This window comes from Streptomyces sp. NPDC047072 (assembly GCF_040643855.1).
GTDB lineage: Bacteria > Actinomycetota > Actinomycetes > Streptomycetales > Streptomycetaceae > Streptomyces.
This window is the reverse complement of the sequence record NZ_JBEYVC010000004.1, coordinates 90,117-114,830: the sequence shown is the minus strand read 5'-3', so window position 1 is coordinate 114,830 and position 24,714 is coordinate 90,117. Positions and strand designations below refer to the sequence as shown.

General features: G+C 72.0%; 23 protein-coding genes. 12 read left to right on the top strand and 11 right to left on the bottom strand.

Going from position 1 to position 24,714, the window contains the following annotated elements; all coding sequences use genetic code 11:
- The first annotated feature begins 6 nt into the window (after nucleotides 1–6).
- The gene (locus ABZ896_RS03150; protein WP_360920994.1) at nucleotides 7–1,233 is read left to right on the top strand and encodes a beta-eliminating lyase-related protein; all 1,227 of its coding nucleotides are present in this window, start codon (nucleotides 7–9) and stop codon (nucleotides 1,231–1,233) included.
- A 54-nt stretch (nucleotides 1,234–1,287) separates the two neighbouring features.
- Nucleotides 1,288–2,391 carry a DUF5937 family protein gene (locus ABZ896_RS03145; protein ID WP_360920991.1) on the top strand — a complete coding sequence of 368 codons (1,104 nt, stop codon included), beginning with the start codon at nucleotides 1,288–1,290 and terminating at the stop codon, nucleotides 2,389–2,391.
- Between the two features lie 23 nt (nucleotides 2,392–2,414).
- On the opposite strand, the gene ABZ896_RS03140 is transcribed toward ABZ896_RS03145, so the two are convergent.
- Both ABZ896_RS03140 and ABZ896_RS03135 read right to left on the bottom strand, forming a co-directional pair.
- On the bottom strand, nucleotides 2,415–3,086 hold the full coding sequence (locus ABZ896_RS03140) for a response regulator transcription factor (protein WP_360920988.1): 672 nt from the start codon (nucleotides 3,084–3,086) through the stop codon (nucleotides 2,415–2,417).
- An 82-nt stretch (nucleotides 3,087–3,168) separates the two neighbouring features.
- Entirely contained in the window at nucleotides 3,169–4,371 is a 1,203-nt protein-coding gene (locus ABZ896_RS03135; RefSeq protein ID WP_360920985.1) for a sensor histidine kinase, read from the bottom strand.
- 118 nt (nucleotides 4,372–4,489) lie between these two features.
- Here ABZ896_RS03135 and ABZ896_RS03130 point away from each other — a divergent pair, with 118 nt between their 5' ends.
- Nucleotides 4,490–5,530: an SAM-dependent methyltransferase gene (locus ABZ896_RS03130; protein WP_360920982.1), complete on the top strand. Its 1,041-nt coding sequence runs from the start codon at nucleotides 4,490–4,492 to the stop codon at nucleotides 5,528–5,530.
- Here ABZ896_RS03130 and ABZ896_RS03125 read toward each other — a convergent pair.
- Nucleotides 5,495–6,646 carry an NADH-quinone oxidoreductase subunit D gene (locus ABZ896_RS03125; RefSeq protein WP_360920979.1) on the bottom strand — a complete coding sequence of 384 codons (1,152 nt, stop codon included), beginning with the start codon at nucleotides 6,644–6,646 and terminating at the stop codon, nucleotides 5,495–5,497. The genes ABZ896_RS03130 and ABZ896_RS03125 overlap by 36 nt on opposite strands.
- Before the next feature lie 31 nt (nucleotides 6,647–6,677).
- Between ABZ896_RS03125 and ABZ896_RS03120 the strand changes: the two genes are divergently transcribed.
- Both ABZ896_RS03120 and ABZ896_RS03115 read left to right on the top strand, forming a co-directional pair.
- Nucleotides 6,678–7,181, top strand: coding sequence for a PH domain-containing protein (locus ABZ896_RS03120; RefSeq protein WP_360920976.1), 504 nt, complete (start codon nucleotides 6,678–6,680; stop codon nucleotides 7,179–7,181).
- Complete coding sequence (locus ABZ896_RS03115) at nucleotides 7,178–8,521, top strand: PH domain-containing protein (protein WP_360920973.1); 1,344 nt, start codon at nucleotides 7,178–7,180, stop codon at nucleotides 8,519–8,521. Before ABZ896_RS03120 ends, ABZ896_RS03115 begins: the two co-directional genes overlap by 4 nt.
- Before the next feature lie 27 nt (nucleotides 8,522–8,548).
- Here ABZ896_RS03115 and ABZ896_RS03110 read toward each other — a convergent pair whose 3' ends face one another.
- Complete coding sequence (locus ABZ896_RS03110) at nucleotides 8,549–9,898, bottom strand: hypothetical protein (RefSeq protein WP_360920970.1); 1,350 nt, start codon at nucleotides 9,896–9,898, stop codon at nucleotides 8,549–8,551.
- 111 nt (nucleotides 9,899–10,009) lie between these two features.
- The gene (locus ABZ896_RS03105; protein ID WP_360920967.1) at nucleotides 10,010–11,143 is read right to left on the bottom strand and encodes an alpha/beta hydrolase-fold protein; all 1,134 of its coding nucleotides are present in this window, start codon (nucleotides 11,141–11,143) and stop codon (nucleotides 10,010–10,012) included.
- Nucleotides 11,144–11,315: 172 nt separating this feature from the next.
- Here ABZ896_RS03105 and ABZ896_RS03100 point away from each other — a divergent pair, with 172 nt between their 5' ends.
- From ABZ896_RS03100 to ABZ896_RS03075, 6 genes are all read left to right on the top strand, one after another.
- A complete protein-coding gene (locus ABZ896_RS03100; protein WP_360920964.1) occupies nucleotides 11,316–13,127 on the top strand; it encodes a phosphatidylglycerol lysyltransferase domain-containing protein in 1,812 nt (603 codons plus the stop codon).
- 46 nt (nucleotides 13,128–13,173) lie between these two features.
- A complete protein-coding gene (gene folP / locus ABZ896_RS03095; protein WP_360920961.1) occupies nucleotides 13,174–14,064 on the top strand; it encodes a dihydropteroate synthase in 891 nt (296 codons plus the stop codon).
- Nucleotides 14,061–14,564 carry a nuclear transport factor 2 family protein gene (locus tag ABZ896_RS03090; protein WP_360920958.1) on the top strand — a complete coding sequence of 168 codons (504 nt, stop codon included), beginning with the start codon at nucleotides 14,061–14,063 and terminating at the stop codon, nucleotides 14,562–14,564. The genes folP and ABZ896_RS03090 overlap by 4 nt, the downstream gene beginning before the upstream one ends.
- Nucleotides 14,565–14,832: 268 nt before the next feature.
- Nucleotides 14,833–15,192 (top strand): dihydroneopterin aldolase, encoded by a 360-nt coding sequence (gene folB, locus ABZ896_RS03085; protein WP_360920955.1) that lies wholly within the window; start codon nucleotides 14,833–14,835, stop codon nucleotides 15,190–15,192.
- Complete coding sequence (folK, locus tag ABZ896_RS03080) at nucleotides 15,189–15,797, top strand: 2-amino-4-hydroxy-6-hydroxymethyldihydropteridine diphosphokinase (protein ID WP_360920953.1); 609 nt, start codon at nucleotides 15,189–15,191, stop codon at nucleotides 15,795–15,797. Before folB ends, folK begins: the two co-directional genes overlap by 4 nt.
- Nucleotides 15,798–15,854: 57 nt before the next feature.
- Nucleotides 15,855–16,340, top strand: coding sequence for a DUF3180 domain-containing protein (locus ABZ896_RS03075; RefSeq protein WP_360920950.1), 486 nt, complete (start codon nucleotides 15,855–15,857; stop codon nucleotides 16,338–16,340).
- On the opposite strand, the gene folE is transcribed toward ABZ896_RS03075, so the two are convergent.
- From folE to dacB, 6 genes are all read right to left on the bottom strand, one after another.
- Nucleotides 16,341–16,946, bottom strand: a complete 606-nt coding sequence (gene folE / locus ABZ896_RS03070; RefSeq protein ID WP_360920947.1) for a GTP cyclohydrolase I FolE — start codon at nucleotides 16,944–16,946, stop codon at nucleotides 16,341–16,343.
- A gap of 121 nt (nucleotides 16,947–17,067) precedes the next feature.
- Nucleotides 17,068–19,101, bottom strand: a complete 2,034-nt coding sequence (ftsH, locus tag ABZ896_RS03065) for an ATP-dependent zinc metalloprotease FtsH (RefSeq protein WP_360920944.1) — start codon at nucleotides 19,099–19,101, stop codon at nucleotides 17,068–17,070.
- Between the two features lie 184 nt (nucleotides 19,102–19,285).
- A complete protein-coding gene (hpt, locus tag ABZ896_RS03060) occupies nucleotides 19,286–19,846 on the bottom strand; it encodes a hypoxanthine phosphoribosyltransferase (protein ID WP_360921092.1) in 561 nt (186 codons plus the stop codon).
- A 72-nt stretch (nucleotides 19,847–19,918) separates the two neighbouring features.
- On the bottom strand, nucleotides 19,919–20,995 hold the full coding sequence (gene tilS / locus ABZ896_RS03055; RefSeq protein WP_360920941.1) for a tRNA lysidine(34) synthetase TilS: 1,077 nt from the start codon (nucleotides 20,993–20,995) through the stop codon (nucleotides 19,919–19,921).
- A 192-nt stretch (nucleotides 20,996–21,187) separates the two neighbouring features.
- Nucleotides 21,188–22,312 (bottom strand): zinc-dependent metalloprotease, encoded by a 1,125-nt coding sequence (locus ABZ896_RS03050; RefSeq protein WP_360920938.1) that lies wholly within the window; start codon nucleotides 22,310–22,312, stop codon nucleotides 21,188–21,190.
- A 101-nt stretch (nucleotides 22,313–22,413) separates the two neighbouring features.
- The gene (gene dacB, locus ABZ896_RS03045; RefSeq protein WP_360920935.1) at nucleotides 22,414–24,072 is read right to left on the bottom strand and encodes a D-alanyl-D-alanine carboxypeptidase/D-alanyl-D-alanine-endopeptidase; all 1,659 of its coding nucleotides are present in this window, start codon (nucleotides 24,070–24,072) and stop codon (nucleotides 22,414–22,416) included.
- Between the two features lie 79 nt (nucleotides 24,073–24,151).
- Here dacB and ABZ896_RS03040 point away from each other — a divergent pair, with 79 nt between their 5' ends.
- Nucleotides 24,152–24,643 carry an inorganic diphosphatase gene (locus tag ABZ896_RS03040; protein ID WP_217556031.1) on the top strand — a complete coding sequence of 164 codons (492 nt, stop codon included), beginning with the start codon at nucleotides 24,152–24,154 and terminating at the stop codon, nucleotides 24,641–24,643.
- Nucleotides 24,644–24,714 lie beyond the last annotated feature (71 nt).

The window sequence follows — 24,714 nt, the reverse complement described above, 5'->3', positions numbered from 1 at the left end:
CAGGGCATGAGCGATGCAGCGGATCAGGACAAGCGGACCGACGAGCAGACCACGGACGGCGAACGGCTCCTCGAGCGCCGCGAACGGCGCATACGCGCGTACCGGAGCGCGGACCGCGTCCTCGCGCACCTGGACTTCCTGGGCACGCTCCGCGAGCGCCTCGCGGCGCTGGACACGGCGGCGGACGTCTACGACCTCGACGACCGGTCCGACCTCTACGGCAACGGCGTCGTCGAGGCGCTGGAGGAGCGGACCGCCGCGCTGCTCGGCAAGGAGGCCGCCGCCTTCTTCCCCACGGGCACGATGGCCCAGCAGGTCGCCCTGCGCTGCTGGGCGGGCCGCACCGGGAACCCCGCCGTCGCCCTGCACGGCCTGGCCCACCCCCTCGTGCACGAGGAGGACGCGCTCAGCCAGGTCAGCGGCCTGCGTCCGGTGAGGCTGACGAGCGAGCCGCGCCAGCCGACCGCCGACGAGGTCCGCGGCCTCCCCGAGCCCTTCGGGACGCTGATGCTGGAGCTGCCCCTCAGGGACGCCGGTTTCCTGCTGCCCTCCTGGGAGGAGCTCACCGAGCTGGTGGAGGCCGCCCGGGAGCGGGACGCGGTGGTGCACTTCGACGGCGCGCGCCTGTGGGAGTCCACGGTCCACCTCGGCCGCCCCCTGGAGGAGATCGCGGGCCTGGCGGACAGCGTCTACGTGTCGTACTACAAGTCCCTCGGCGCCTATGGGGGCGCGGCCCTCGCCGGGCCCAGGACGCTGGTGGAGGAGGCCAAGGTCTGGCGGCACCGCTACGGCGGCATGGTCTTCCAGCAGTTCCCCACGGCGCTCACGGCGCTGGCCGGACTGAAGCACGAGCTGCCCCGGCTGCCGGAGTACGTGACCCACGCGCGCGTGGTGGCCGCCGCGCTGCGGGAGGGGTTCGCGGCGGCCGGGCTGCCGTGGGCGCGCGTCCTGCCGGCCGAGCCGCACACGAACGAGTTCCAGGTCTGGCTGCCGTACGACCTCGACGTCCTGTCGGAGGCCGCGATCCGGCAGGCCGAGGAGACCGGCACCGTCCTGTTCGCGAACGCCTGGGACGCGAAGGGGCCCGGTCTGGCCGCCACGGAGGTGTACGTCCGCGCCGCCGGCCTGGAGTGGACGTCCGCGGACGTGAAGGCGGCCGTCGCGGACTTCGTCGTACGGCTGAAGGACGTACAGCTCAAGGAGGCCGACAGCCTGGACCGACCGGCGGATTGACGGCCGCCGTCAATCGACGGCCGCGTTGTCAGTGGCGGGGTGCACCATGAGGACATGAGCGTGCACATCGACATCGCGGGGCTGCGGCCGGAAGGGGTCGCCTTCGTGCCCTCGCCCCTGGCCGAGCTCTGCATGGCGCTGCACGCGCTGTCCGAGCCGGGGCACCACCCCGGGGTCCAGGGCTGGGTGACGGGGGTGACCGCCGCGCTCGACCCGCGTCTGGCCGACCGGATGTGCGAGGCGGAGTTCCTGTGGCGGACGACGTTCTCGGACCTGTTCCTGCCGTACGCGGGCATCCCGGGCGGCGCCCTGCCCGGGGCGACGCTCGCCGAGGAACTGGACCAGCTGGACAAGCTGACGGACGAGCAGTTCGTGGACGCGGCCATGGAGTTCACCTCCCCGATGCCCTGCTACGGCGAGGGGCCCGGCACCCTCGCCGACCCGGCCCAGCGCCGCCGCGCCCTGGAGCTGGCCGCCGCGCGGGGGCCGCGGCAGGCCCGCTTCAGCGCACTGCTGCTGAGCGATCCGCCCGGCATCCGGGCCTGGCTGCGGCAGTTCCTGCGCGACTGCGAGGAGGCGTTCTTCGCCGAGGCCTGGTCCCGGCTGCGCCACCGGCTCACCGCGGACGCCCGCCACAAGAGCGACCTCCTGCACCGCAGAGGCCTGGCCGAGGCGCTGGCCGCGGTGTCCCCGGCGATCACGCTCGACGAGACCGCCGCGGAGATCAGGATCGACAAGCTGAACGTAGGCCGTACGGCCACGGCGGACGGCGCCCTGCTCCTCATCCCGACCAGCTTCGGATGGCCCCATCTGTCCGTCCTGTACCGCCCGGGCTGGCAGCCGGTGCTGCACTACCCGGTCGGCTCCCCGGAGCTCGCGGCGCCGCCCTCCGTCGAGCAGCTGGCCCTGCGGATGACGGCCCTGTCCCATCCCGTCCGGATGCGGATCTGCCGCAATCTGGCCGGCAGCGCCTGCACCACCGGCGAGCTGGCGCGGGCCCACGGCATGACCGCCCCGGAGATATCCCGGCATCTGGGCGTCCTGAAGAAGGCGGGCCTGATCACCACGCGCCGCCGCGGCCGGTACGTCCAGCACCAGCTGGACATCGCGGTCGTGGCCCGGCTGGGCAGCGACTTCCTGGAGGGCATCCTGCGCTGAGCGCCCGGCAGCCGTCCCCCAAGTCAGCCGTGGCCGCCCGCGCGCACCAGGCCCGTCTCGTAGGCGAGGACCACCACCTGCACCCGGTCCCGCAGGCCCAGCTTGGTCAGGATGCGGCCCACATGGGTCTTCACGGTCGCCTCGGACAGCACAAGACGGGCGGCGATCTCCCCGTTGGACAGCCCCTGCGCGACCAGCACCATGACCTCGCGCTCGCGGTCGGTGAGCCGCTCCAGCTCCTTGTGCTGGGCCTCCTTGCCGGTGGCGGGCAGCATCGGGGCGAACCGGTCGAGCAGACGGCGGGTCGTCGAGGGGGCCACCACCGCGTCGCCGCTGTGCACGGAGCGGATCGCGGCCAGCAGCTCGCCGGGCGGCACGTCCTTGAGCATGAAGCCGGAGGCGCCCGCCTTCAGCCCGGAGAAGGCGTACTCGTCGAGGTCGAAGGTGGTCAGGATCAGCACCTTCGGCGGGTCGGGCTGCGAGCAGATGCGGCGGGTGGTCTCCACGCCGTCGAGCTTCGGCATGCGGACGTCCATGAGGACGACGTCGACGGCGGTCGCGCTCAGCACCTGGAGGGCCTCCACGCCGTCGCCCGCCTCCGCGACGACCTCCATGTCCGGCTGGGCCGCGAGCACCATCCGGAACCCGGTGCGCAGCAGCACCTGGTCGTCGACGAGCATCACGCGGATCGTCATGGGGCCTCTTCCGTTCCTCTGGGTCGTACAGCGGGGTGGTCTGGGGGGCGTGACAGGTGTCAACAGGGGGCGTGCGTAGCTGTCAATGCGCTGGTTTGAGCGGCAGCAGCGCGCTGATGCGGAATCCTCCGCCGGGTCGCGGTCCCGCGTCCAGGGTGCCGCCGACCATGCCGACCCGCTCGCGCATGCCGATCAGGCCGTGGCCCGCGCCGTCGGCGCCGCCCTCCTCGTACAGCTCGTGCGGGGCGCCCTTGCCGTCGTCCTCGACGAGCAGGCCGAGCCCGTCGTCGAAGTAGACCAGCCGGACGCTCGCACCCGCGTTCGGTCCGCCGTGCTTGCGCGTGTTGGTGAGCGCCTCCTGCACGATCCGGTACGCGGTCAGCTCGACGCCGCTGGGCAGCGGGCGCGGGGTGCCCTCGATCTTGAAGTCGACGGGCAGTCCGGAGCCGCGGCACTGCTGGACCAGGTCGTCGATCTGCTCCACGTCGGGCTGCGGGACGTACTCGCCGCCCTCCTGGTGCTCGCCGGTGCGCAGCACGCCCAGCAGGCGGCGCATCTCGGCGAGGGCCTGGCGGCCGGTGGAGGAGATGGTCTCCAGGGCCTTCTTGGCCTGGTCGGGGGCGGCGTCGAGGACATAGGCGGCGCCGTCGGCCTGCACGACCATCACGGAGACGTTGTGCGCGACGACGTCGTGGAGCTCGCGGGCGATCCGGGCGCGCTCGGCGGCGACGGCGACCTTGGCCTGCGCCTCGCGCTCCTTCTCCAGCCGGGTCGCGCGCTCCTCCAGCTGCTCGTAGTAGGCGCGGCGGGTGCGGATCGAGTCGCCGAGCACCCAGGCGAGAGCGAACGGCACCGTCTGGAAGACGATGAGCGCGACGTTCCCGGCGCCACTGGTGTCCTCGTTCCACCAGCGGACCTGCGCCAATGGAGCCGCGCAGAGACCGATCGCCAATGCGAGCCGGGAGGCCCAGCGGGCGCCGGTGGCGGCCACCGTGTAGACGATCACCAGCATCGCGAAGTCGGCGGGTGTCGTCTCGACGTTCAGCACCAGCTGCGCCACCCCGAGCGCGGCGGCCAGCAGCAGCATCCGCTCGGGCATCCGGCGGCGCAGCGCGATCGTCAGGCACAGCAGCAGGAGGATCGGGACGATCAGCACCTGGGACTCGGTGCCCCGGGAGTCCTCACGGGCGGTTTCGCTCGCGAGCGAGATCCCGAACAGGAAGACGGCCCAGAAGCCGTCGACCCATGTCGGGTGCCTGCGGAGGAAGTCGTAGAGGCGCTGCACGTAACCCAGAGTAGGGAAGCGTGATGTGTGCAGGGGTCAACCGGAGGGCCGATCCGTAGCGGCCGCGCGTACTCCGCAAGGTGGAGTTCCGGTGATTGTGTTCACTTAGCCTGGCCCGGTGACGGCGGAGACTACGGGTGAGTGGAGCGGGTGGCGGGCGGCCGCGCAGGCGGCGCTGTACGGGCCCGGCGGCTTCTACCGCAGGCCGGAGGGCCCGGCCGGGCACTTTCGTACGTCGGTGCACGCCTCGCCGCTCTTCGCGGAGGCCGTGGCCCGGCTGCTGTGCCGGGTCGACGAGGCGCTGGGGCGTCCCGCGCGGCTCGACTTCGTCGACATGGCCGCGGGGCGGGGCGAGTTGGCGACCGGGGTGCTCGCCGCGCTGCCGGCGGACGTGGCGGCCCGCACGCGCGCGTGCGCCGTCGAGATCGCCGACCGCCCGGCCGGCCTCGACCACCGGATCGAGTGGCTGCCGAAGCCGCCGACGGACGCCACCGGGCTCCTGTTCGCCAACGAGTGGCTCGACAACGTGCCCCTGGAGATCGCCGAGGTGGACCCTACGGGTGTCCCCCGACGGGTTCTCGTACGACGGGACGGCCGCGAGAGCCTCGGGGAGCCGATCTCCGGGGCGGAGGCCGCCTGGCTGGCCCGGTGGTGGCCGCTGCCGCCCGAGGAGGGTCTGCGGGCCGAGATCGGGCTGCCCCGGGACGAGGCGTGGGCCTCCGCGGTCGCCTCGGTGCGCCGGGGCCTGGCGGTCGCCGTCGACTACGCCCACACGACGGCCACCCGCCCCCCGTTCGGCACCCTCACCGGCTTCCGCGAGGGGCGCGCGACGACACCGGTACCGGACGGCTCGTGCGACATCACGGCCCATGTGGCACTGGACGCGTGCGCGGCGGCGATCGCACCGGACACGGACACCGCGGGCGCGGGGCGCGTTGTCCGGCAGCGCACCGCCCTGCGCGCCCTCGGCCTCACAGGCGTACGCCCCCCGCTCGCCCTCGCCTCCACCCACCCCGCGGATTACGTCCGCGCCCTCGCGCGCGCCGGAGAGGCCGCCGAGCTGACCGCGCAGGGCGGGCTCGGGGACTTCGGGTGGCTGCTCCGGCCCGTGGGGATCGGGGAGCTACTTGTCGATGTCCCCGACCACGAAGAACAGTGACCCCAGGATCGCCACCATGTCCGCCACCAGCGTGCCCGGGAGCAGTTCCGTGAGCGCCTGGATGTTGTTGTACGACGCCGAGCGCAGCTTGAGCCGGTACGGGGTCTTCTCGCCCTTGCTGACGAGGTAGTAGCCGTTGATGCCGAGGGGGTTCTCGGTCCACGCGTAGGTGTGGCCCTCGGGCGCCTTCAGGACCTTCGGGAGCCGCTGGTTGATCGGCCCGGGCGGCAGCTCGGCGAGCCGGTCGAGGCAGGCGTCGGCGAGGTCGAGCGCGTTGTGCGTCTGCTCCAGGAGGACCTCGAACCGGGCGAGGCAGTCGCCCTCCTGACGGGTCACCACCTTCAGCGTGTCCTGCAAAGAGCCGTACGCGAGGTACGGCTCGTCGCGCCGCAGGTCGAAGTCGACCCCGGAGGCGCGCGCGATCGGCCCGCTCACGCCGTACGCGTGCACGGCCCGGGGCGACAGCGCGCCCACGCCCCGCGTGCGCCCCCGGAAGATCTCGTTGCCGAGGACCAGGTCGTCGAAGCGGTCCATGCGCGAGCGCACGGCGGAGACCGCGGCACGCGCGCGTGTGGCCCAGCCGGCCGGGAGGTCCTCCTTGAGGCCGCCGACCCGGTTGAACATGTAGTGCATCCGGCCGCCGGAGACCTCCTCCATGACGTTCTGGAGGACCTCGCGCTCCCGGAACGCGTAGAAGACCGGGGTGATGCCGCCGAGCTCCAGCGGGTACGAGCCGAGGAACATCAGGTGGTTCAGCACCCGGTTGAGCTCGGCGAGCAGCGTGCGCGTCCACACCGCCCTCTCCGGGACCTCCATGCCGAGCATGCGCTCCACGGCGAGCACCACGCCCAGCTCGTTGGAGAACGCCGACAGCCAGTCGTGGCGGTTGGCGAGCATGATGATCTGGCGGTAGTCGCGCGCCTCGAAGAGCTTCTCCGCGCCCCGGTGCATATAGCCGATCACCGGCTCCGCGCGCGTGATGCGCTCGCCGTCCAGGACGAGCTTCAGACGCAGCACACCATGCGTGGACGGGTGCTGCGGTCCGATGTTGAGCACCATGTCGGTGCTCTCCGCGGCGCCGCCGATGCCGACCATGGTCTCCGTCGTGGGAGTCATGGACACAGTCTCTCCTACGTACGCTGGCCTCATGGAGACGGGGAGCGAGCGGGACACAGAGGTCGTCGCGGACGGGCCGGTCTGGATCGGCCTGCCTCCGGGGCTGCTGCGGATGCGCAGGCTGTTGCTGGTGGTGTGGCTGGGGCTGCTCGCCCTGGCGCTGGGACTGCTGCTCGGCCTGTTGTGCGGCCCGGCCTGGGCCGCCTTCGCCCTGCTGCCGCTCGCCCTCGCCGGATGGGGCTGGGTGCTTCTGGGCCGCAACTGGGCCTCCTGGCGCTACGCCGAGCGCGCCGACGACCTGCTGATCAGCCGGGGCGTGCTGTGGCGCGAGGAGACCGTCGTGCCGTACGGCCGCATGCAGCTGGTGGAGGTCACCTCCGGGCCGGTGGAGCGGCACTTCGGGCTGGCCAGCGTGCAGCTGCACACGGCCGCCGCCGCGACCGACGCGACCATCCCGGGCCTCGACCCGGCCGAGGCGGAGCGCCTGCGCGACCGGCTCACCGAACTGGGCGAGGCCCGATCGGCGGGCCTGTGACCACGCCGGGCGTCGACGACGCCGTAGCGGACGAGCGGGCGAAGGAGACTGTCACCGAGCGGCGGCTGCACCCCATAACGCCGCTCCGGCGGGCGTGGGCGCCGGTCGCCGTCGTCATCGGGTGGGCCGTGCACGACCCCGACCAGGCGCAGCGCCAGCTGACCCGGCTGACGACCACCACCCTGCTGATCGCGCTCGCCGTCGTCGTCCCGACGGCCGCCCTGTACGGCTTTCTCACCTGGTGGTTCACCCACTTCGCGGTGACCGACACCGAACTGCGCATCCGGACCGGCCTGTTGTTCCGGCGCACCGCGCACATCCGCCTGGAGCGCATCCAGGCGATCGACGTGACCCAGCCGCTCCTCGCGCGCGTGGCGGGCGTCGCGAAGCTGCGGCTCGACGTCGTCGGCACCGACAAGAAGGACGAGCTGGCCTTCCTCGGGGAGCGCGAGGCGCGGGCGCTGCGCGCGGAACTCCTCGCGCGCGCCGCCGGGTTCGCGCCCGAGACGGCGCACGAGGTCGGCGAGGCCCCGGCGCGCGAACTGCTGCGCACTCCCCCGCGCGACCTCGCGCTCTCCCTGCTGCTGACGGGCGCCACCTGGGGCTCGCTGGCCGCCGCACTCGTCGTACCGCCGCTTCTGTGGCTCGCCACCCACAGCGTGTGGACGGTCCTGGCGACCGGCCTGCCGCTGCTGGGCGCGGCGGGCGCGAGCAGCGTGGGGCGGTTCGTCACCGAGTACGACTGGACGGTGGGCGAGTCCCCGGACGGGCTGCGCATCGACCACGGGCTGCTGGACCGCACGCACGAGACGGTGCCGCCGGGCCGGGTGCAGACCGTGCGGATCGTGGAGCCGCTGTTGTGGCGGCGGCGCGGCTGGGTCCGGGTCGAGCTGGACGTGGCCGGGTCGTCCAACTCGGTGCTGGTGCCGGTCGCCCCGCGCGAGGTGGCCGAGGCGGTCGTCGCACGCGTCCTGCCGGGCGTGGTCGTACCGCCCGCCTCGGCGCTGTCCCGGCCGCCGCGGCGGGCCGGATGGTGCGTGCCCGTGTGGTGGCGCGGTTACGGGATCGCCGTCACCGACGCGGTGTTCGCGGCCCGGCACGGGCGGCTGAGCAGGAGCCTGGCGCTGGTGCCGCACGCGAAGGTCCAGAGCGTACGGCTCGCGCAGGGGCCCTGGGAGCGGCTGTGGGGGGTCGCCGACGTGCATGTGGACACGGGGGCCAACAAGACCGTCACAGCCCGTCTGAGGGACGCTCAGGAGGCCGCGGAGCTGCTCGCGGGCCAGGCGGAGCGGTCACGGACGGGACGGAAAGGGGCACGGCCCGACCGGTGGATGGTCTGACCGTGCCCCAAGCGGAGTGTCGGTGCGTCAGGACACCGCGCTGCGCAGCCCCTGAAGGTTGATCTGCTCGGTCTCGTCGTGGGCGGTGAGGTCGATGACCTGGCCGACGCCCCGCGACTCCTCGTCGGCGGGCTTGAACTCCGCCTCCGACTCGGCCTTGTGCAGGGCGAGCGCCTCCTGGCCCACGACGTCGGCGAGGTCCTCGTTCTGCACGGCCTCCAGGGCGTCGCGCGAGGTCCCCGACTTGGTGCCGAAGAAGTCGAACCCGCCCTCGACGGCCGGGCGCCGTGCGGGGGCGGCGGGCACGACCGCCACGGCGGTCGGCTCGATGAAGTGTCCGGCGGGCCGCTGCACCGGCTGTGTGCCTCTGGCCGAGGGGGCGGCGGCCGCGTGCTCATGCGCGTCGACCGCCTCGGGCTTCCCCCGCGCCTCGTCCTCCTGGGCGGCCTCCGTACCGGCGTCGGACTTGGCGCCCGGCTCTACCGAACCCGCGTTCACCGACTCGCTCTTGGGCTCGACGCGGGGAGCCGGGGCGGTCACGTTCTTGGTGCCGGCCACCGCCTTCGCACCGACCGGGGACTTGGCGCCCACCGCGGCCTCGGGCTCGCTCGACGCGTCACCCCCGGGCCCCTCGACGCCCTCGCTGTCCGAGTCGCCATCGGTGTCCGAGTCGCCCTCGACATCCAGGCCGTCCTCGGCGTCGGAACCCTCGCCGTCCTCGTCGAGCCGCTTCAGCGCCGCCTTGGCCCGCAGGAACAGCCGGGACCCCTCCGGCGAGAAGATCGCGGGCCGCTCGGACTCGGACTCCTCCGCGACACCGTCCTCGGCCGAGGCAGCCACAGCCTCGTCGTCGCCGACCTCGGTGTCGATCCCGTCGCCCTCGTCCGCCTCCCCCGCCGGCAGCGCCCGCGACGACGGCACGGTCGCCTCTATCTCCAGCAGACGGCGGCCCTCCAGGGCGCTCGCCCGCTCGGTCTCGGCGGTGGCGTACCGCCGCAGCAGCGCCGCGTGTTCGTTGCGCAGCCCGGCGAGTTCGGTGCGCTTGGCGCGCAGCCGCTGCTCCAGCTTGCCGCGCAGCTCCCGCGACTCGTCGAGGTCGGTCTCGAGTTCGGCGACCCGCTCCTCGTGCCGCCACTCGTCGCTCGCCCGCGCGCGTGTGAGGTCGGCGACCTGTTTGCCGGCCTGCGCGTCCCAGCGGCGCATGACCGCCGCCCCGACGACCGCGACGGCCGCGGCGACGGCGGCTATCACGCGCAGCACGGCGGTCTGCGAGAACACCCAGGGACCGAAGGCGCAGACGAGGGAGACGCCGGCGATCGCCGAGGGAGGCAGCAGCCTGTGCAAGGGCGGGGAATGGCGGTGACGTCCACGTGGCATGGCCAGAAACTTACCGCGCGTAGGCGAATCGTGGTGCCCCGCCCCGTAAAAACACAGCCACCCCGCGGCCTTCACACAGCATCGGGTTTCCCGGCCCCCGCCATTTCATGATCATTTCCAGTGGTCGCCCAGGCGCCCGCTCACCCATTCCAGGGTCGCGGGAATCTCCCGGCGCCAGGTGTTGAAGTTGTGCCCGCCGCTTTCGAGGATGATCGACGAGATCCGCGTCAGGCCCGTGGCCTGCACACGCTCTATGAACTTCAGGGTGTCCTTGTAGTTCGACTCGCCCTCTTTGCTGCTGGTGACGAGCAGTGAGGTGTCGGGCGCCGGAAGGTGTTTGAGGCACCACCAGAGGTTCGCGCGGTTCCGTACGTCCTTGCGGCCCTGGTAAAGGTCGCCCGTGGTGGGGTCGACGGGCGCCTTGTAGTACGGCGACAGGGCCGCCCCCGCGGCGAACACGCGCGGGTGGTGCATCGCGAGCTTCAGCGCGCAGTAGCCGCCCGTGGAGTCGCCGATCACGCCCCAGCTGCCGGGCCCCTTGCCCACCCTGTAGTGCTCCGCCACGGCCTCGGTGAGGTCCTGCGCGAAGAACGACTCGGTCTGCGGACCGCCCGGCACGTCCACGCACTCGGTGTCCCGCGGCGGCGCCACCGTCGGACGCAGCATCACCAGGATCATCGGCTGCATACGGCCTTCCCTCGCGAGGTCCAGAGCCGTGCGCGGGTAGTGGAGCTTGTCGACCAACGCCCGTGCCGTGCCCGGATATCCGGTGAGAACGACGGCCGCGGGAAAGGTCCGCCCGCGATAGCGCTCCTGGAAATACTCCGGGGGCAGATAGACGTACGCCGGTGACGCGATGTGCGTCGTCCGGCCCACGATGTCGACCTGCTGGATCTGTCCGCCCGACGACGGCCGAAAACCGCCGGTCGCCTGCATCTGCCGTATGTCGGTCACCCGCAGCGGCCCGTTCGAGCGGATGCCCGGGGTGTGGTCGACGACCACGCCCTGGCCGGTCTCCCGGCCCAACAGGTCGGCCCAGGAGGCGTAGAAGCCGAAGGCCTGGTTGGCGGCGAGGCCCACGGCCACGAAGAGCGTCAGCTGAGTCGCGAGCAGCAGCCCGACCCGTCCGCCGACGGCACGCCAGCCGCGCCGGGCCAGCCGCGGCCACAGCCACACCGTGCCACCGAACAGCAGTACGGCGGCCAGCACCGCGGCCACCAGCGTGTTGTTGCTCGTGAGACTCATTGCTTGCTTTCGCTTTCCTCTGCCTTTGAAACGGCTTTGGGGAGATGAGTGAACCTGTGTCTCCGAGACACCGTCCTAGAGGGCGCAATGTCGCCGGATGCCCCGATCGGCTCCGGATCCAAAGTCACTCGCAGAACTACGGGATGCGATGTCTGTCAGGACAGATGAGGAAATGTCGGGCGGGGTTCCGCACCGATCAACCTGGATGCACCGCGCAGTGCGCGGACCACGCCCCGAGGCGGTGCCCGTCCTCGTCGCCAGAGCCTGTGCGCTCGTGGGCCTGCTGGACATCGCCGCCGGCGTCTTCCCGCGCTTCCGGCACAGTCGTATGCACACCATGGCCGAGGTGCTGCCCGGCGCGCTCGGCCCGTTCGCGGCCGCGCTCTCGCTGAGCACCGGCGTGCTGTTGCTGCTGCTCGCCCACGGCCTCAGGCGCCGCAAGCGGCGGGCCTGGCGCGCGGCGGTGGCCCTGCTGCCGGCGGGCGCGCTGGCGCAGTTCACGTACCGGCACTCGCTGCTCGGCGCGGTCATCTCGCTCGCGCTGCTGGCACCGCTGCTGCGCCACCGCGACCAGTTCGCGGCGCTGCCCGACCCGCGCAGCAGGTGGCGCGCGCTCGCCAACTTCGTCCTCATGGGCGCCGGTTCCCTCGTCCTCGGACTGGTCATCGTCAGCGTCCACCCGAACCGCATGGTCGGCGACCCGAGCCTGGCCGATCGCCTGACACACGTCCTGTACGGCCTGTTCGGCTTCGAGGGCCCGGTCGACTACCAGGGCAACACCTCCTGGACGGTCGCCTTCTCCCTGGGCGCCCTGGGCCTGCTGACGGCGATCACGACGATCTACCTCGCCTTCCGCCCCGAGCACCCCGCGGCCCAGCTCACCGAGGAGGACGAGGTCCGCCTGCGGGCCCTCCTGGAGAAGCACGGCCGCCGGGACTCCCTCGGCCACTTCGCGCTCCGTCGCGACAAGGCCGTCGTCTTCTCCCCGAGCGGGAAGGCGGCCGTCACCTACCGCGTGGTCTCCGGCGTGATGCTCGCCAGCGGCGACCCGATCGGCGACGTCGAGGCCTGGCCCGGCGCCATCGAGCGCTTCATGGACGAGGCCCAGGCGCACTCCTGGACGCCCGCCGTCATGGGCTGCTCGGAGACCGGTGGTGAGGTGTGGACCCGCGAGACCGGCCTGGACTGCCTGGAACTCGGCGACGAGGCGGTGGTGGACGTCGCGGATTTCTCCCTGGCCGGCCGCGCGATGCGCAACGTGCGCCAGATGGTCAAGCGTATCGAGCGCGCCGGTTACGAGACCCGGGTACGGCGCGTCCGTGACCTCGGGGAGGGCGAGCTGGAGCGGATCCGGCTGGCCGCCGACGACTGGCGCGGCACCGACACCGAGCGGGGCTTCTCCATGGCCCTGGGCCGGGTCGGCGACCCCTCCGACGGGGACTGCCTCATCGCGACCGCCCACAAGGCGGACGAGCACCCCGGCCCCTACGGCGACCTGAAGGCGATCCTGCACTTCGTGCCGTGGGGAACCGACGGCGCCTCCCTGGACCTGATGCGCCGCGACCGCGCGGCCGACCCCGGCATGAACGAACTGCTGATCGTCGCGGCCCTCCAGGCGGCACCGAAGTTCGGCATCACGCGCGTGTCGCTCAACTTCGCGATGTTCCGCTCGGCGCTGGCGCGCGGCGAGAAGATCGGCGCGGGCCCGGTGCTGCGCGCCTGGCGGGGACTGCTGGTCTTCCTCTCCCGCTGGTTCCAGATCGAGTCGCTGTACAAGTTCAACGCGAAGTTCCAGCCCCGCTGGGAGCCCCGCTTCGTCGTCTACCGCGCCTCCGCGGACCTGCCCCGCATCGGCTTCGCCGCCATGCAGGCCGAGGGGTTCGTCAACCTCGCCCTCCCGCTGCCGCGCTTCCTGCGCCGTCGCTCCCGCGCCGCACGCGTGTGTGCGCACGCGGTCACGGAGCGGGACGCCAGAGCGGCCTGACCCCGCACACGGCCGTACGGCTCCGCACGGGGCCTAGGCTGAACGTATGAGCACGCAGAGCGGACGCGGTCGCGTCGCGGGACTTCCTCAATGGGACCGCTGCGCGGTCATGGGGGTCGTGAACGTCACCCCCGACTCCTTCTCCGACGGCGGCCGCTGGTTCGACACCGCGGCCGCCGTCAAGCACGGACTCGCCCTGGTCACCGAGGGCGCCGACCTCGTCGATGTCGGCGGCGAGTCCACCCGGCCCGGCGCGACCCGCGTCGACGAGGCCGAGGAACTGCGCCGGGTCATCCCGGTCGTCCGCGGCCTGGCCTCCGAGGGCGTCACGGTCTCCGTCGACACCATGCGGGCCTCCGTCGCCGCCCGCTCCCTGGAGGCCGGCGCCGCCCTCGTCAACGACGTCAGCGGCGGCCTCGCCGACCCGGCCATGATCCCGGTCGTGGCCGAGGCGGGCGCACCCTTCGTCGTCATGCACTGGCGCGGCTTCCTGGAGGGCGGCAACGTCAGGGGCGTCTACGCCGACGTCGTCGCCGAGGTCGTCGACGAACTGCACGCGCGCGTGGAGGCCGTTCTCGCGGGCGGCATCGCCCCCGACCGGATCGTCGTCGACCCCGGCCTCGGCTTCTCCAAGGACGCCGAGCACGACCTCGTCCTGCTCGCCCACCTGGACCGTCTCCTCACCCTCGGCCACCCGCTCCTGGTCGCCGCCTCCCGCAAGCGCTTCCTCGGCCGCGTCCTGGCCGACCCGAACGGCGCCCCGCCCCCGGCCCGCGAACGCGACGCCGCCACCGCCGCCGTCTCCGCCCTCGCCGCGCAGGCCGGCGCCTGGGCGGTCCGCGTCCACGAGGTGCACGCGACGGCGGACGCGGTACGGGTCGCCCGCGCCGTGGAGGGAGCGCGCACCGCGCGCAACGGCGCGGAAGGAGCCCTGTGAGCGCCCCCCACACCGAGGTCGAGCAGGTGGAAGCCGCCAACACCGCCTTCTACGAGGCACTGGAGCGCGGCGACTTCGAGGCGGTGTCCTCGCTCTGGCTGACCCCGTCCGACCTGGGCGTCGACGAGGAGTACCACGACCCGGCGGACGTCGGCGTGGTCTCCTGCGTGCACCCCGGCTGGCCGGTGCTGACCGGTCGCGGCGAGGTCCTCAGGTCGTACGCGCTGATCATGGCGAACACCGACTACATCCAGTTCTTCCTCACCGACGTGCATGTCTCCGTGACCGGCGACACCGCCCTGGTGACCTGCACCGAGAACATCCTCAGCGGCGGCCCGGCCCCCGAGGGCGGTGAGGAGCTGGGCCCGCTGGTCGGCCAGCTGGTGGTCGCCACGAACGTGTTCCGGCGCACCCCGGACGGCTGGAAGCTGTGGTCCCACCACGCCTCCCCGGTGCTGGCCGAGAACGACGAGGACGAGGACGACGACAGTCCCGCGTGACCCCGCGGCGCCCCTCCCGAACCCGGCAAGGACCCCCTCGGCCCAAGAAGTGGTTGGAATCACGAACCCCTGGGTATGGGCGGCTACCAACCCGTGAGCCGCCGGGTTCCCCAGGGGAAACGCCTGATGAAACCTCCTGGCCCCGGTGCGGGCCGACGCCCCCGTGGCCCGTGCCTGTCAGTGCCCGCGGGTAGATTCGACGAAGGCCGGGGTGCCGCCCGCACCCGGCACCCACCGGCCCCGACCGACGATTGCAGGAGTGATTCGCGTGGATCGTGTCGCGCTGCGCGGCCTGAAGGCCCGCGGGTACCACGGCGTGTTCCCCGAGGAGCGCGCGGAGGGCCAGACCTTCGTCGTGGACCTCGTCCTCGGGCTCGACACCCGTCCGGCCGCGGCCGACGACGACCTGGCGAAGACCGTGCACTACGGCATCGTGGCGGAGGAGGTCGTGGCCGTCGTCGAGGGCGAGCCCGTCAACCTCATCGAGACGCTCGCCGAGCGCATCGCGCAGGCCTGTCTGAAGCACGCGGGGGTAGAGGAGGTCGAGGTCCGGGTCCACAAGCCCGACGCACCGATCACCGTCCCCTTCGACGACGTGACCGTCACGATCACCCGGAGCCGAGTATGACCGCGTCCTTCACGGGCCCCAGCGACCCGACCGTCCAGCCGGTGCCCGCCTCCGTCGTGCAGCAGGTGGACGCGGCCGACACCACGCTCCACAACCCCAAGCGGGCCGTGATCTCCCTCGGCTCCAACCTCGGCAACCGCCTGGAGACCCTCCAGGGCGCCATCGACGCCCTGGAGGACACCCCGGGCGTGCGCATCAAGGCGGTCTCACCGGTCTACGAGACCGAGCCGTGGGGCGTGGCCCCGGACAGCCAGCCCTCGTACTTCAACGCGGTGGTGGTGCTGAAGACCACGCTCCCCCCGTCCTCCCTGCTGGAGCGGGCGCACGCGGTCGAGGAGGCCTTCAACCGGGTCCGGGACGAGCGCTGGGGCCCGCGCACGCTGGACGTCGACATCGTCGCGTACGCGGAGGTCGTCTCCGACGACCCGGTGCTCACCCTCCCCCACCCGCGCGCCCATCAGCGCGCCTTCGTCCTCGCCCCCTGGCACGACGTGGAGCCCGAGGCCCAGCTGCCCGGCCGGGGCCCGGTCGCCGACCTCCTCGGCACCCTCACCCGCGACGGCGTGGAACCCCGGGGCGACCTGGAACTCCGGCTGCCCGAATAGCCGTTAAGGTCAAGACGGCCACACTTCGTGGGACGACGGGGGAGCTGAAGGGGCACCGTGAAAGAGCTGCGCATCAGGCTGCTGGCCGGCGTGTTCGCCGTAGCCGGAGTCCTGTCCTGGGCGGGTGCCCGCCTGTGGAACTCCGTGGGGACGCTCCCCAGCGTCCCGCTGGCCGCCCCCGTGGTGCTCGCCCTGATCGCCGTCGTCCTGGTGGCCACGGCGCTCTCGATCCGCGCCCGCCTCAAGGCCCAGCGCGAGCGGAGCCCCGAGGCGAAGGGCGTCGACCCCCTGATGGCCGCCCGCGCGGTCGTTTTCGGCCAGGCCAGCGCCCTGGTCGCGGCCCTCGTCTCCGGCATGTACGGCGGCACCGGCGTCTTCCTGCTGGAGTCCCTCGACATCCCCGCCCGCCGCGACCAGGCCATCTACGCCGGCTTCTCGGTCCTCGCGGGCATCGCCGTCATAGTGGCCGCCATCTTCCTGGAGCGCGTCTGCAAGCTCCCGGAGGACGACGACCGCAACACGGGCGCGCCCTCGGCCGCCTGATCAGCGTGCCATGATCAGGCTCATCGCCTCGTTGCGGGTGGCCGGATCGCGCAGCTGACCGCGCACCGCCGAGGTGATGGTCTTCGCCCCCGGCTTGCGGACCCCGCGCATCGACATGCACATGTGTTCGCACTCGACCACGACGATGACCCCGCGCGGCTCCAGGATCTCCATCAGCGAGTCGGCGATCTGCGTGGTGAGTCGTTCCTGCACCTGCGGCCGGCGGGCGTAGACGTCCACCAGCCGGGCCAGCTTCGACAGTCCGGTGATCTTGCCGTCGGTGGACGGGATGTACCCGACGTGGGCGACCCCGACGAACGGCACGAGGTGGTGTTCACAGGAGCTCAGGACCTCGATGTCCTTCACGAGCACCATCTCGTCGTGCCCCAGGTCGAACGTCGTCGTCAGGACGTCCTCGGCCTTCTGCCACAGCCCCGCGAATATCTCCTTGTACGCCCGCGCCACCCGCGCCGGCGTCTCCCTCAGTCCCTCGCGGTCCGGGTCCTCGCCGACCGCGATCAGGAGTTCGCGTACGGCGTTCTCGGCGCGCTTCTCGTCGAACTCGCCGATGGAGCCCTCGCCGTCCAGCGTCACGGGGTCGGTCATCTGGTGCCTCTTCCTGGAGTCCCTCGAAAGCGGCCGAAAAGCGCCGCGCCCCCCAGGCTAAAACCTGGGGGGCGCGGCATCCATTCCGGGCCTGCTGGGGTCACCGGGGTGACCGTGCAGGTCAGCTCTCCGGGCGCTCCTCCGGCACCGCTTCCGCGGCCGGCTCCGCGGCGGTGACCTTGGCGGTGGAGATCGCCGGGGTCGCGCCGTTGGCGCCGTTCGTCAGTGCGAGCTCTTTGGGAGAGAGCACCGGCGGACGGGTGGAGGGGGTGCGCCGGGAGGAACCGGTCCAGGCCGGTCGCGCCGGGCGCTTGACGATGGCGGAGAAGATCTCGGCGATCTCCTCCTTGCCCAGCGTCTCCTTCTCCAGCAGCTGGAGCACCAGGTTGTCGAGGACGTCGCGGTTCTCGACCAGGATCTCCCAGGCCTCGTTGTGCGCGTTCTCGATGAGCTTCTTGACCTCTTCGTCGACCAGCGCGGCGACCTCTTCCGAGTAGTCGCGCTGGTGAGCCATCTCACGTCCGAGGAACGGCTCGGTGTTGTCGCCGCCGAACTTGATGGCGCCGAGACGCTCGGTCATGCCGTACTGCGTGACCATCGCGCGGGCCGTGGCGGTGGCCTTCTCGATGTCGTTCGCGGCGCCGGTGGTCGGGTCGTGGAAGACCAGTTCCTCGGCGGCGCGACCACCCAGCATGTAGGCCAGCTGGTCGAGCATCTCGTTGCGCGTGGTCGAGTACTTGTCCTCGTCCGGCAGGACCATCGTGTAGCCCAGAGCACGGCCTCGGGAGAGGATCGTGATCTTGTGGACCGGGTCGGAGTTCGGGGAAGCCGCCGCGACCAGGGCGTGTCCGCCCTCGTGGTACGCGGTGATCTTCTTCTCCTTGTCCGACATGATCCGGGTCCGCTTCTGCGGGCCCGCGACCACCCGGTCGATCGCCTCGTCCAGCATGGAGTTGTCGATCAGCTTCTTGTCGCTGCGGGCGGTGAGCAGGGCGGCCTCGTTGAGGACGTTGCTCAGGTCCGCGCCGGTGAAGCCCGGGGTGCGACGCGCGACGGCCGACAGGTCGACGTCGGGAGCGACCGGCTTGCCCTTCTGGTGGACCTTGAGGATCTCCAGACGGCCCTGCATGTCCGGGCGGTCGACCGCGATCTGGCGGTCGAAGCGGCCGGGGCGCAGGAGGGCCGGGTCGAGGATGTCGGGCCGGTTCGTCGCGGCGATGAGGATCACACCGCCCTTGACGTCGAAGCCGTCCATCTCGACGAGCAGCTGGTTCAGCGTCTGCTCGCGCTCGTCGTGACCGCCGCCGAGGCCGGCGCCGCGGTGGCGGCCGACCGCGTCGATCTCGTCGACGAAGACGATCGCCGGGGCGTTCGCCTTGGCCTGCTCGAAGAGGTCACGGACTCGGGAGGCACCGACACCGACGAACATCTCGACGAAGTCGGAACCCGAGATCGAGTAGAAGGGGACACCGGCCTCGCCCGCGACGGCGCGCGCGAGCAGGGTCTTGCCGGTGCCGGGAGGGCCGTACAGCAGTACGCCCTTGGGGATCTTGGCCCCGACCGCCTGGAACTTGGCGGGTTCCTGCAGGAACTCCTTGATCTCCTGGAGCTCCTCGACGGCCTCGTCCGAGCCCGCGACGTCCGCGAACGTCGTCTTCGGGGTGTCCTTGGTGATGAGCTTGGCCTTGGACTTCCCGAAGTTCATCACCCGGGAGCCGCCGCCCTGCATCTGGTTCATCAGGAACAGGAAGACGACCACGATGAGGACGAAGGGGAGCAGGGAGAGCAGGATCCCGACGAAGGCGTTCTGCTTCGTCGGCGAGACGGTGTAACCGTCCGGGATCTGCTTGTCCTGGTACTTGTTCTGCAGCACATTGGCGAGGTCACGGCCCTGGTCTCCGATGTAGCTCGCCTGGATCTTCGAGCTGCCGTCGACCTTCTCGCCGTCCTTGAGCTCGACCTTGATGGTCTGCTCGTCGCCGGTGGTCAGTTTGGCCTGCTGGACCTTGTTGTCATTGATCGCCTGGACGACCTGGCCGGTGTCCACCGTCTTGTAGCCGCCGGACGAGCCGACGACCTGCATCAACACGACCACGGCAAGGACGGCCAGCACGATCCACATGACCGGCCCACGGAAGTATCGCTTCACGTCCATCCATACGGAGCGGTGCCGCCCCGTCCCTCCTGCCATAGTGAGTTTGATAAGACAGTTCTTCTGACGGTACCCCAGCATTGTCGCCCGAAGCCGCACGGGACGGCTGGCGAACCGCGTCTGCATGCTCCAACGGCGCGACGGCCGCCGGGGTTCCCGATCTTCCTACGAGGCTGGGCCCTTCGGGTCAGCCGCCGTAGACGTGGGGCGCGAGCGTACCGACGAACGGGAGGTTGCGGTACTTCTCGGCGTAGTCGAGGCCGTAGCCGACGACGAACTCGTTGGGGATGTCGAAGCCCACCCACTCGACGTCGATGGCGACCTTGGCGGCCTCGGGCTTGCGCAGCAGCGTGCAGATCTTCAGGGACTCGGGCTCGCGCGAGCCGAGGTTGGAGATCAGCCAGGACAGCGTCAGACCGGAGTCGATGATGTCCTCGACGATGAGGACGTGCCGGCCCTTGATGTCGGTGTCGAGGTCCTTGAGGATCCGCACCACACCGGAGGACTGGGTGCCCGCGCCGTAGGAGGACACGGCCATCCAGTCCATGGTGACGGGGGTGGACAGCGCCCGGGCGAGGTCGGCCATGACCATCACCGCGCCCTTGAGGACGCCGACGATGAGCAGGTCCTTGCCCGCGTACTCCGCGTCGATCTTCGCGGCGAGCTCCACGAGCTTCGCGTCGATCTCTTCCTTGGTGATGAGTACCTCTTTGAGGTCGGCACCCATGTCTTTCGCGTCCACCCGCATCACTTTCGGTCGTCCCACCGGCTGCCCGGGCCTCGAAGAAGCACCCGGATCCCCCACAAAGGGGGACGAGATTCAGCCTTGCCGAATCACCAGTCTGCCACCCTGCCGCTGGGCGACGACCTTGCCCGGGAGATTGATGGCTCCCTGGCCGCGCCAGCCGGTGATCAGCCGGTCGACTTCCTCGATGTGACGGGCGAACAGCGAGCCGGCCGGGGCGCCCGCCTCGATGGCCGCCTGGCGCAGGATGCGGCGGCGCACGGCGGGCGGCAGGGCGTAGAGCTTGGCGCACTCCAGGAGGCCGGCGGCGTCGCGTACGGAGGCCTCGGCCTGTCGGGCCCAGGTGTCGAGGGCGTCGGCGTCGTCGCGGGAGAGCTGGGCGGTGCGGGCGAGCGCCTCGACGACGCCCTTGCCGAGCGCCTTCTCCAGGGCGGGCAGGCCTTCGTGGCGCAGCCGGGAGCGGGTGTAGGCGGGGTCGGTGTTGTGCGGGTCGTCCCAGACGGGCAGCGCCTGGACCATGCAGGCCTTGCGGGCGGTCTGCCGGTCGAGCTGGAGGAAGGGGCGGCGGTAGCGGCCGTCGGCCCCCGAGACCGCGGCCATCCCGGACAGGGAGCGGATGCCGGAGCCGCGGGCGAGGCCCAGCAGGACGGTTTCGGCCTGGTCGTCGCGGGTGTGGCCGAGCAGGACGGCGAGGGCGCCGTGCCGGGCGGCGGCCGCGTCCAGGGCAGCGTAGCGGGCGTCCCGGGCGGCGGCCTCGGGGCCGCCGTCGCGGCCGACGGTGACGGCGACGGACTCGACGGGGTCGAGGCCGAGTTCGCGGAGCCGGAGGACGACCTCGTCGGCGCGCAGGTCGGAGCCGGGCTGCAGGCCGTGGTCGACGGTGACGCCGCCGGCGCGGACGCCGAGCTTGGGGGCCTCGAAGGCGAGGGCGGAGGCGAGGGCCATGGAGTCGGCGCCGCCGGAACACGCCACGAGCACGAGCGGCGACGGCGGGCGCTCGTGCGGGGTGCGGTTCTCGTGCGGGGTGCCGGGAGCGGGGATCTCACCGGCCGGCTCGCGGTAGGCGGCTGTGCGGCTGGCTTCGTTGAGGATGTCGTGGAGGACGCGGCGGACCGCCAGGCGTATCGCCGCGACCGCAGGATGGGGACCCATGTCCGGTTCCCTTCATGAAGTTTTCGGGGGGTGAGCCCGGGTTCGGTCACTCAGAGTGTGTAGATGGTGACAGAACCGGGCCGTTCCCCGAGCATTGCACGCCTACCCATGGCTCACGGTCCCTCGGACGGGTGATTGAAGGGGCGTTCGCCTGCCGTCGGCCGGATTCCTCTCCTGCGGTGCGCGCACCGCTCACGAATCGGCCTTGCGGTGCACCCGCGCGACCCAGTCCGCCGGTTTGGCGATCTCCGACTTGGTCGGCAGGGTGTTCGGGGAGGTCCACACGCGGTTGAAGCCGTCCATGCCGACCTGGTCGACGACGGCGCGGACGAAGCGCTCGCCGTCGCGGTACTGCCGGAGCTTGGCGTCCAGGCCCAGCAGCCTGCGCAGGGCCATGTCCAGCCGGGAGGCGCCCTTGGCCCTGCGCTGCTGGAACTTCTCGCGGATCTCGGAGACGGTCGGGACGACCTCCGGGCCCACCCCGTCCATCACGAAGTCGGCGTGGCCCTCCAGGAGGGACATCACGGCGGTGAGGCGGCCGAGGATCTCCCGCTGGGCCGGCGTCTGCACGATCTCGACGAGGGAGCGCCCGCCGTCGTCCTCCTCGCCCTCGGGGCGGCCCCCGGCGAGGGACTGGGCGGCCTCCCGGATGCGCTCCAGGACGGTCATGGGGTCGACCTCGGTCTCGCCCAGGAACGACTGGATCTCGCCCTCCAGGTGGTCGCGGAGCCAGGGCACGGCCGTGAACTGCGTGCGGTGGGTCTCCTCGTGGAGGCAGACCCAGAGGCGGAAGTCGTGGGGCTGGACGTCGAGTTCGCGCTCGACGTGCACGATGTTCGGGGCGACCAGGAGGAGACGGCCGCCGCCGTTCTCTCCGGCGGGCAGTTCGCGGGTGGCCGGGGCGAAGGTCTCGTACTGGCCGAGGACGCGGGAGGACAGGAACGACAGCAGCATGCCCAGCTCGACGCCGGTCACCTTGCCGCCGACGGCGCCGAGGACCGCGCCGCCGGGGGTGCTGCCGCGCCGCTCCTGCATCTTGTCGAGGAGCGGCTTGAGGATCTCCCGGAACCCGGCGACGTTCGCCCGCACCCAGCCGGGCCGGTCGACGACCAGGACGGGAGTGTCGTGGACGTCCCCCGTCCCCATCCGGGTGAAGCCGCGAACGTGTTCCTCCGAGGCCTTGGCGTGCCGGCGCAGTTCCGCGACGACGGCCCGGGCCTCGTCACGGCTCACGTCGGGGCCCGGCCGTACGAGCCGGGTCGCGGTCGCGACCGCGAGATTCCAGTCGACCATCTCGGCACCACCGATGCTCGTCATGCGTCAACCGTACGTGAGCGTCCCCGCTACGGGCAGGCCGCTCGGGCAGCCAAAGTGGACTCCCGCCCAAGCTGCGGGCGCCGCCGCCGGGCCCGCTGCGGTCAGCGGCAGCCGCAGCCCGCGAGGGCCGTCGCCGCCCCGTCCAGCGCGGCCTGGGCGGCCGGCGCGCTCGTCGTCCCGCCGGCCATGAACGCGAAGGCGAGCAGCCGTCCGTCCTGGTCGACGACCGTCCCCGCCAGGGTGTTCACGCCCGTCAGGGTGCCCGTCTTCGCCCGTACGACCCCTGCCGCGCCGTCCGTGTAACGGCTCGCCAGCGTGCCGGTGAAGCCCGCCACCGGAAGGCCCGTCAGGACGGCGCGGAGTTCGGGGTGGTCGGCGCTGCCGGCCTTCACCAGCAGGGCCGTGAGGGTGTCGGCGGTGAGCCGGTCGGCGCGGTCGAGGCCGCTGCCGTCGTGGAAGGCGGTGCCGGTCAGCGGGATCCCGAGCTTCCTGAGCTGGGTGCGGATCGCCTTGCCGGCGCCCTCGAAGTCGGCGCGCTCCTTGGTCGCGACGGCCGTCTGGCGGGCCAGGGCCTCGGCGATGTCGTTGTCGCTGTTGGTCAGCATGCGCTCGACCAGGGCGGACAGCGGCGGCGAGGAGACCTCGGCGAGCGTCTGCGCCCGGGCGGTCGCCTTGGAGGGGCCGGGAGAGCTGGTGGTGATGTTCTGCAGTGCCAGGAGCTTGGCGAACAGCTGGGTCGCCGCCGCCGCGGGGTCGCTCACCCGGAGCGCGGTACCGCTGGTCGAGCCGTCGGTGCGGCCCTCGTCGTTCATCAGGGGGCTGACGGGGGCGAGGTTGTCGTTGACCCCGATCGGGTGCATCTGGGACCCGGCGTAGAGGCTCGTGTCGTACGACAGCGTCACCTTGGTGATGCCGCGCTTCTTCAGGGCGGAGGCGGTGTCGGCGGCCAGTTCGCGCAGGCTCGCCCACTCCCCCGGGTCCTCGGACGCGGTGAGCGTGGGGTCGCCGCCGCCGACCAGCACGAGTTCCTTGGTGTCGGGTTCGAGGGCGACCCGGGTGGTGAGGCGGTGGTCGGGCCCGAGGGCGGACAGGGCGGCGACCGCGGTGGCGAGCTTGGTGGTGGAGGCGGGGGTCTGCCCGGCGTCCGCGCCGGCGCCGAACAGCCGCTTGCCGGTGGCCACGTCCACGACGGCGGCCGTACGGCGCGTGCCAAGGGCCGCCTCCCCCAGCAGCGGCTCCAGGACGGCACCGAGGGCCCGCCCGGTCGGCGCGGGCTGCGGGGAGCCGACGGAGCCGCCGAGACCGGCGAGCACGGAGGGGGCGCTCGGGGCGGGCCGGGGCCCCTGCGCCGACGTACCGGAGCCGCCGTGATCTGCGCCACCCGGCTGTTCCAGGGCGGTGACCCGGTCCCGCTCGGCCGTACGCTGACCCGAGGAGTCCCACGGTCCGGCGGCCATCGCCACGGTGGCGGCCAGCGCCAGTCCGGCGGTGGTGGCGACCGCGGTGTAGCGCCAGGGCCCGACGGGCTTCGGCCACGGAATCCGCGCCAGCTGCGGCTCCACGGCCCGCCTGACCCGCGTGACCTGCGGCTTCACGGCGGCCGCGGTGCGCGCGAGCGAGGGCCGTACGGCGTCCGCGGCCCGGGTCAGACCGGGGCGTACGGCGTCCGTGGCGCGTGCCAGACGGGGGCGTACGGCGTTCACGAACCGCGTGACATGCGGTCTCGCGGCCCGCCAAGGCCTCAGTTCAGGCACGACCACCAGCCCCTTTCGCGATCACACACCGGCGTGAGGGACACTTAACCACCAGAACGATGTGCTGATCATGGAGGAGCCACCGGTGGAGTTCGACGTCACGATCGAGATCCCGAAGGGTTCGCGGAACAAGTACGAGGTGGACCACGAGACCGGTCGGATCCGCCTGGACCGTCGACTCTTCACCTCGACCGCCTACCCGACCGACTACGGCTTCGTCGAGAACACCCTCGGCGAGGACGGCGACCCGCTGGACGCGCTGGTCATTCTTGACGAGCCGACGTTCCCGGGCTGCCTCATCAAGTGCCGTGCGATCGGCATGTTCCGGATGACCGACGAGGCCGGCGGCGACGACAAGCTGCTGTGCGTCCCGGCGACGGACCCGCGCGTCGAGCACCTGCGCGACATCCACCACGTCTCCGAGTTCGACCGCCTGGAGATCCAGCACTTCTTCGAGGTCTACAAGGACCTGGAGCCCGGCAAGTCCGTCGAGGGCGCCAACTGGGTGGGCCGTACGGACGCCGAGATCGAGATCGAGCGGTCGTACAAGCGCTTCAAGGAGTCGGGCGGCCACTGAGTCTCCGGCGGGTGAACGGGCCGTACGCGCACGCGTGCGGCCCCTTCGCATGCCCGCGCATACTGAGGCTG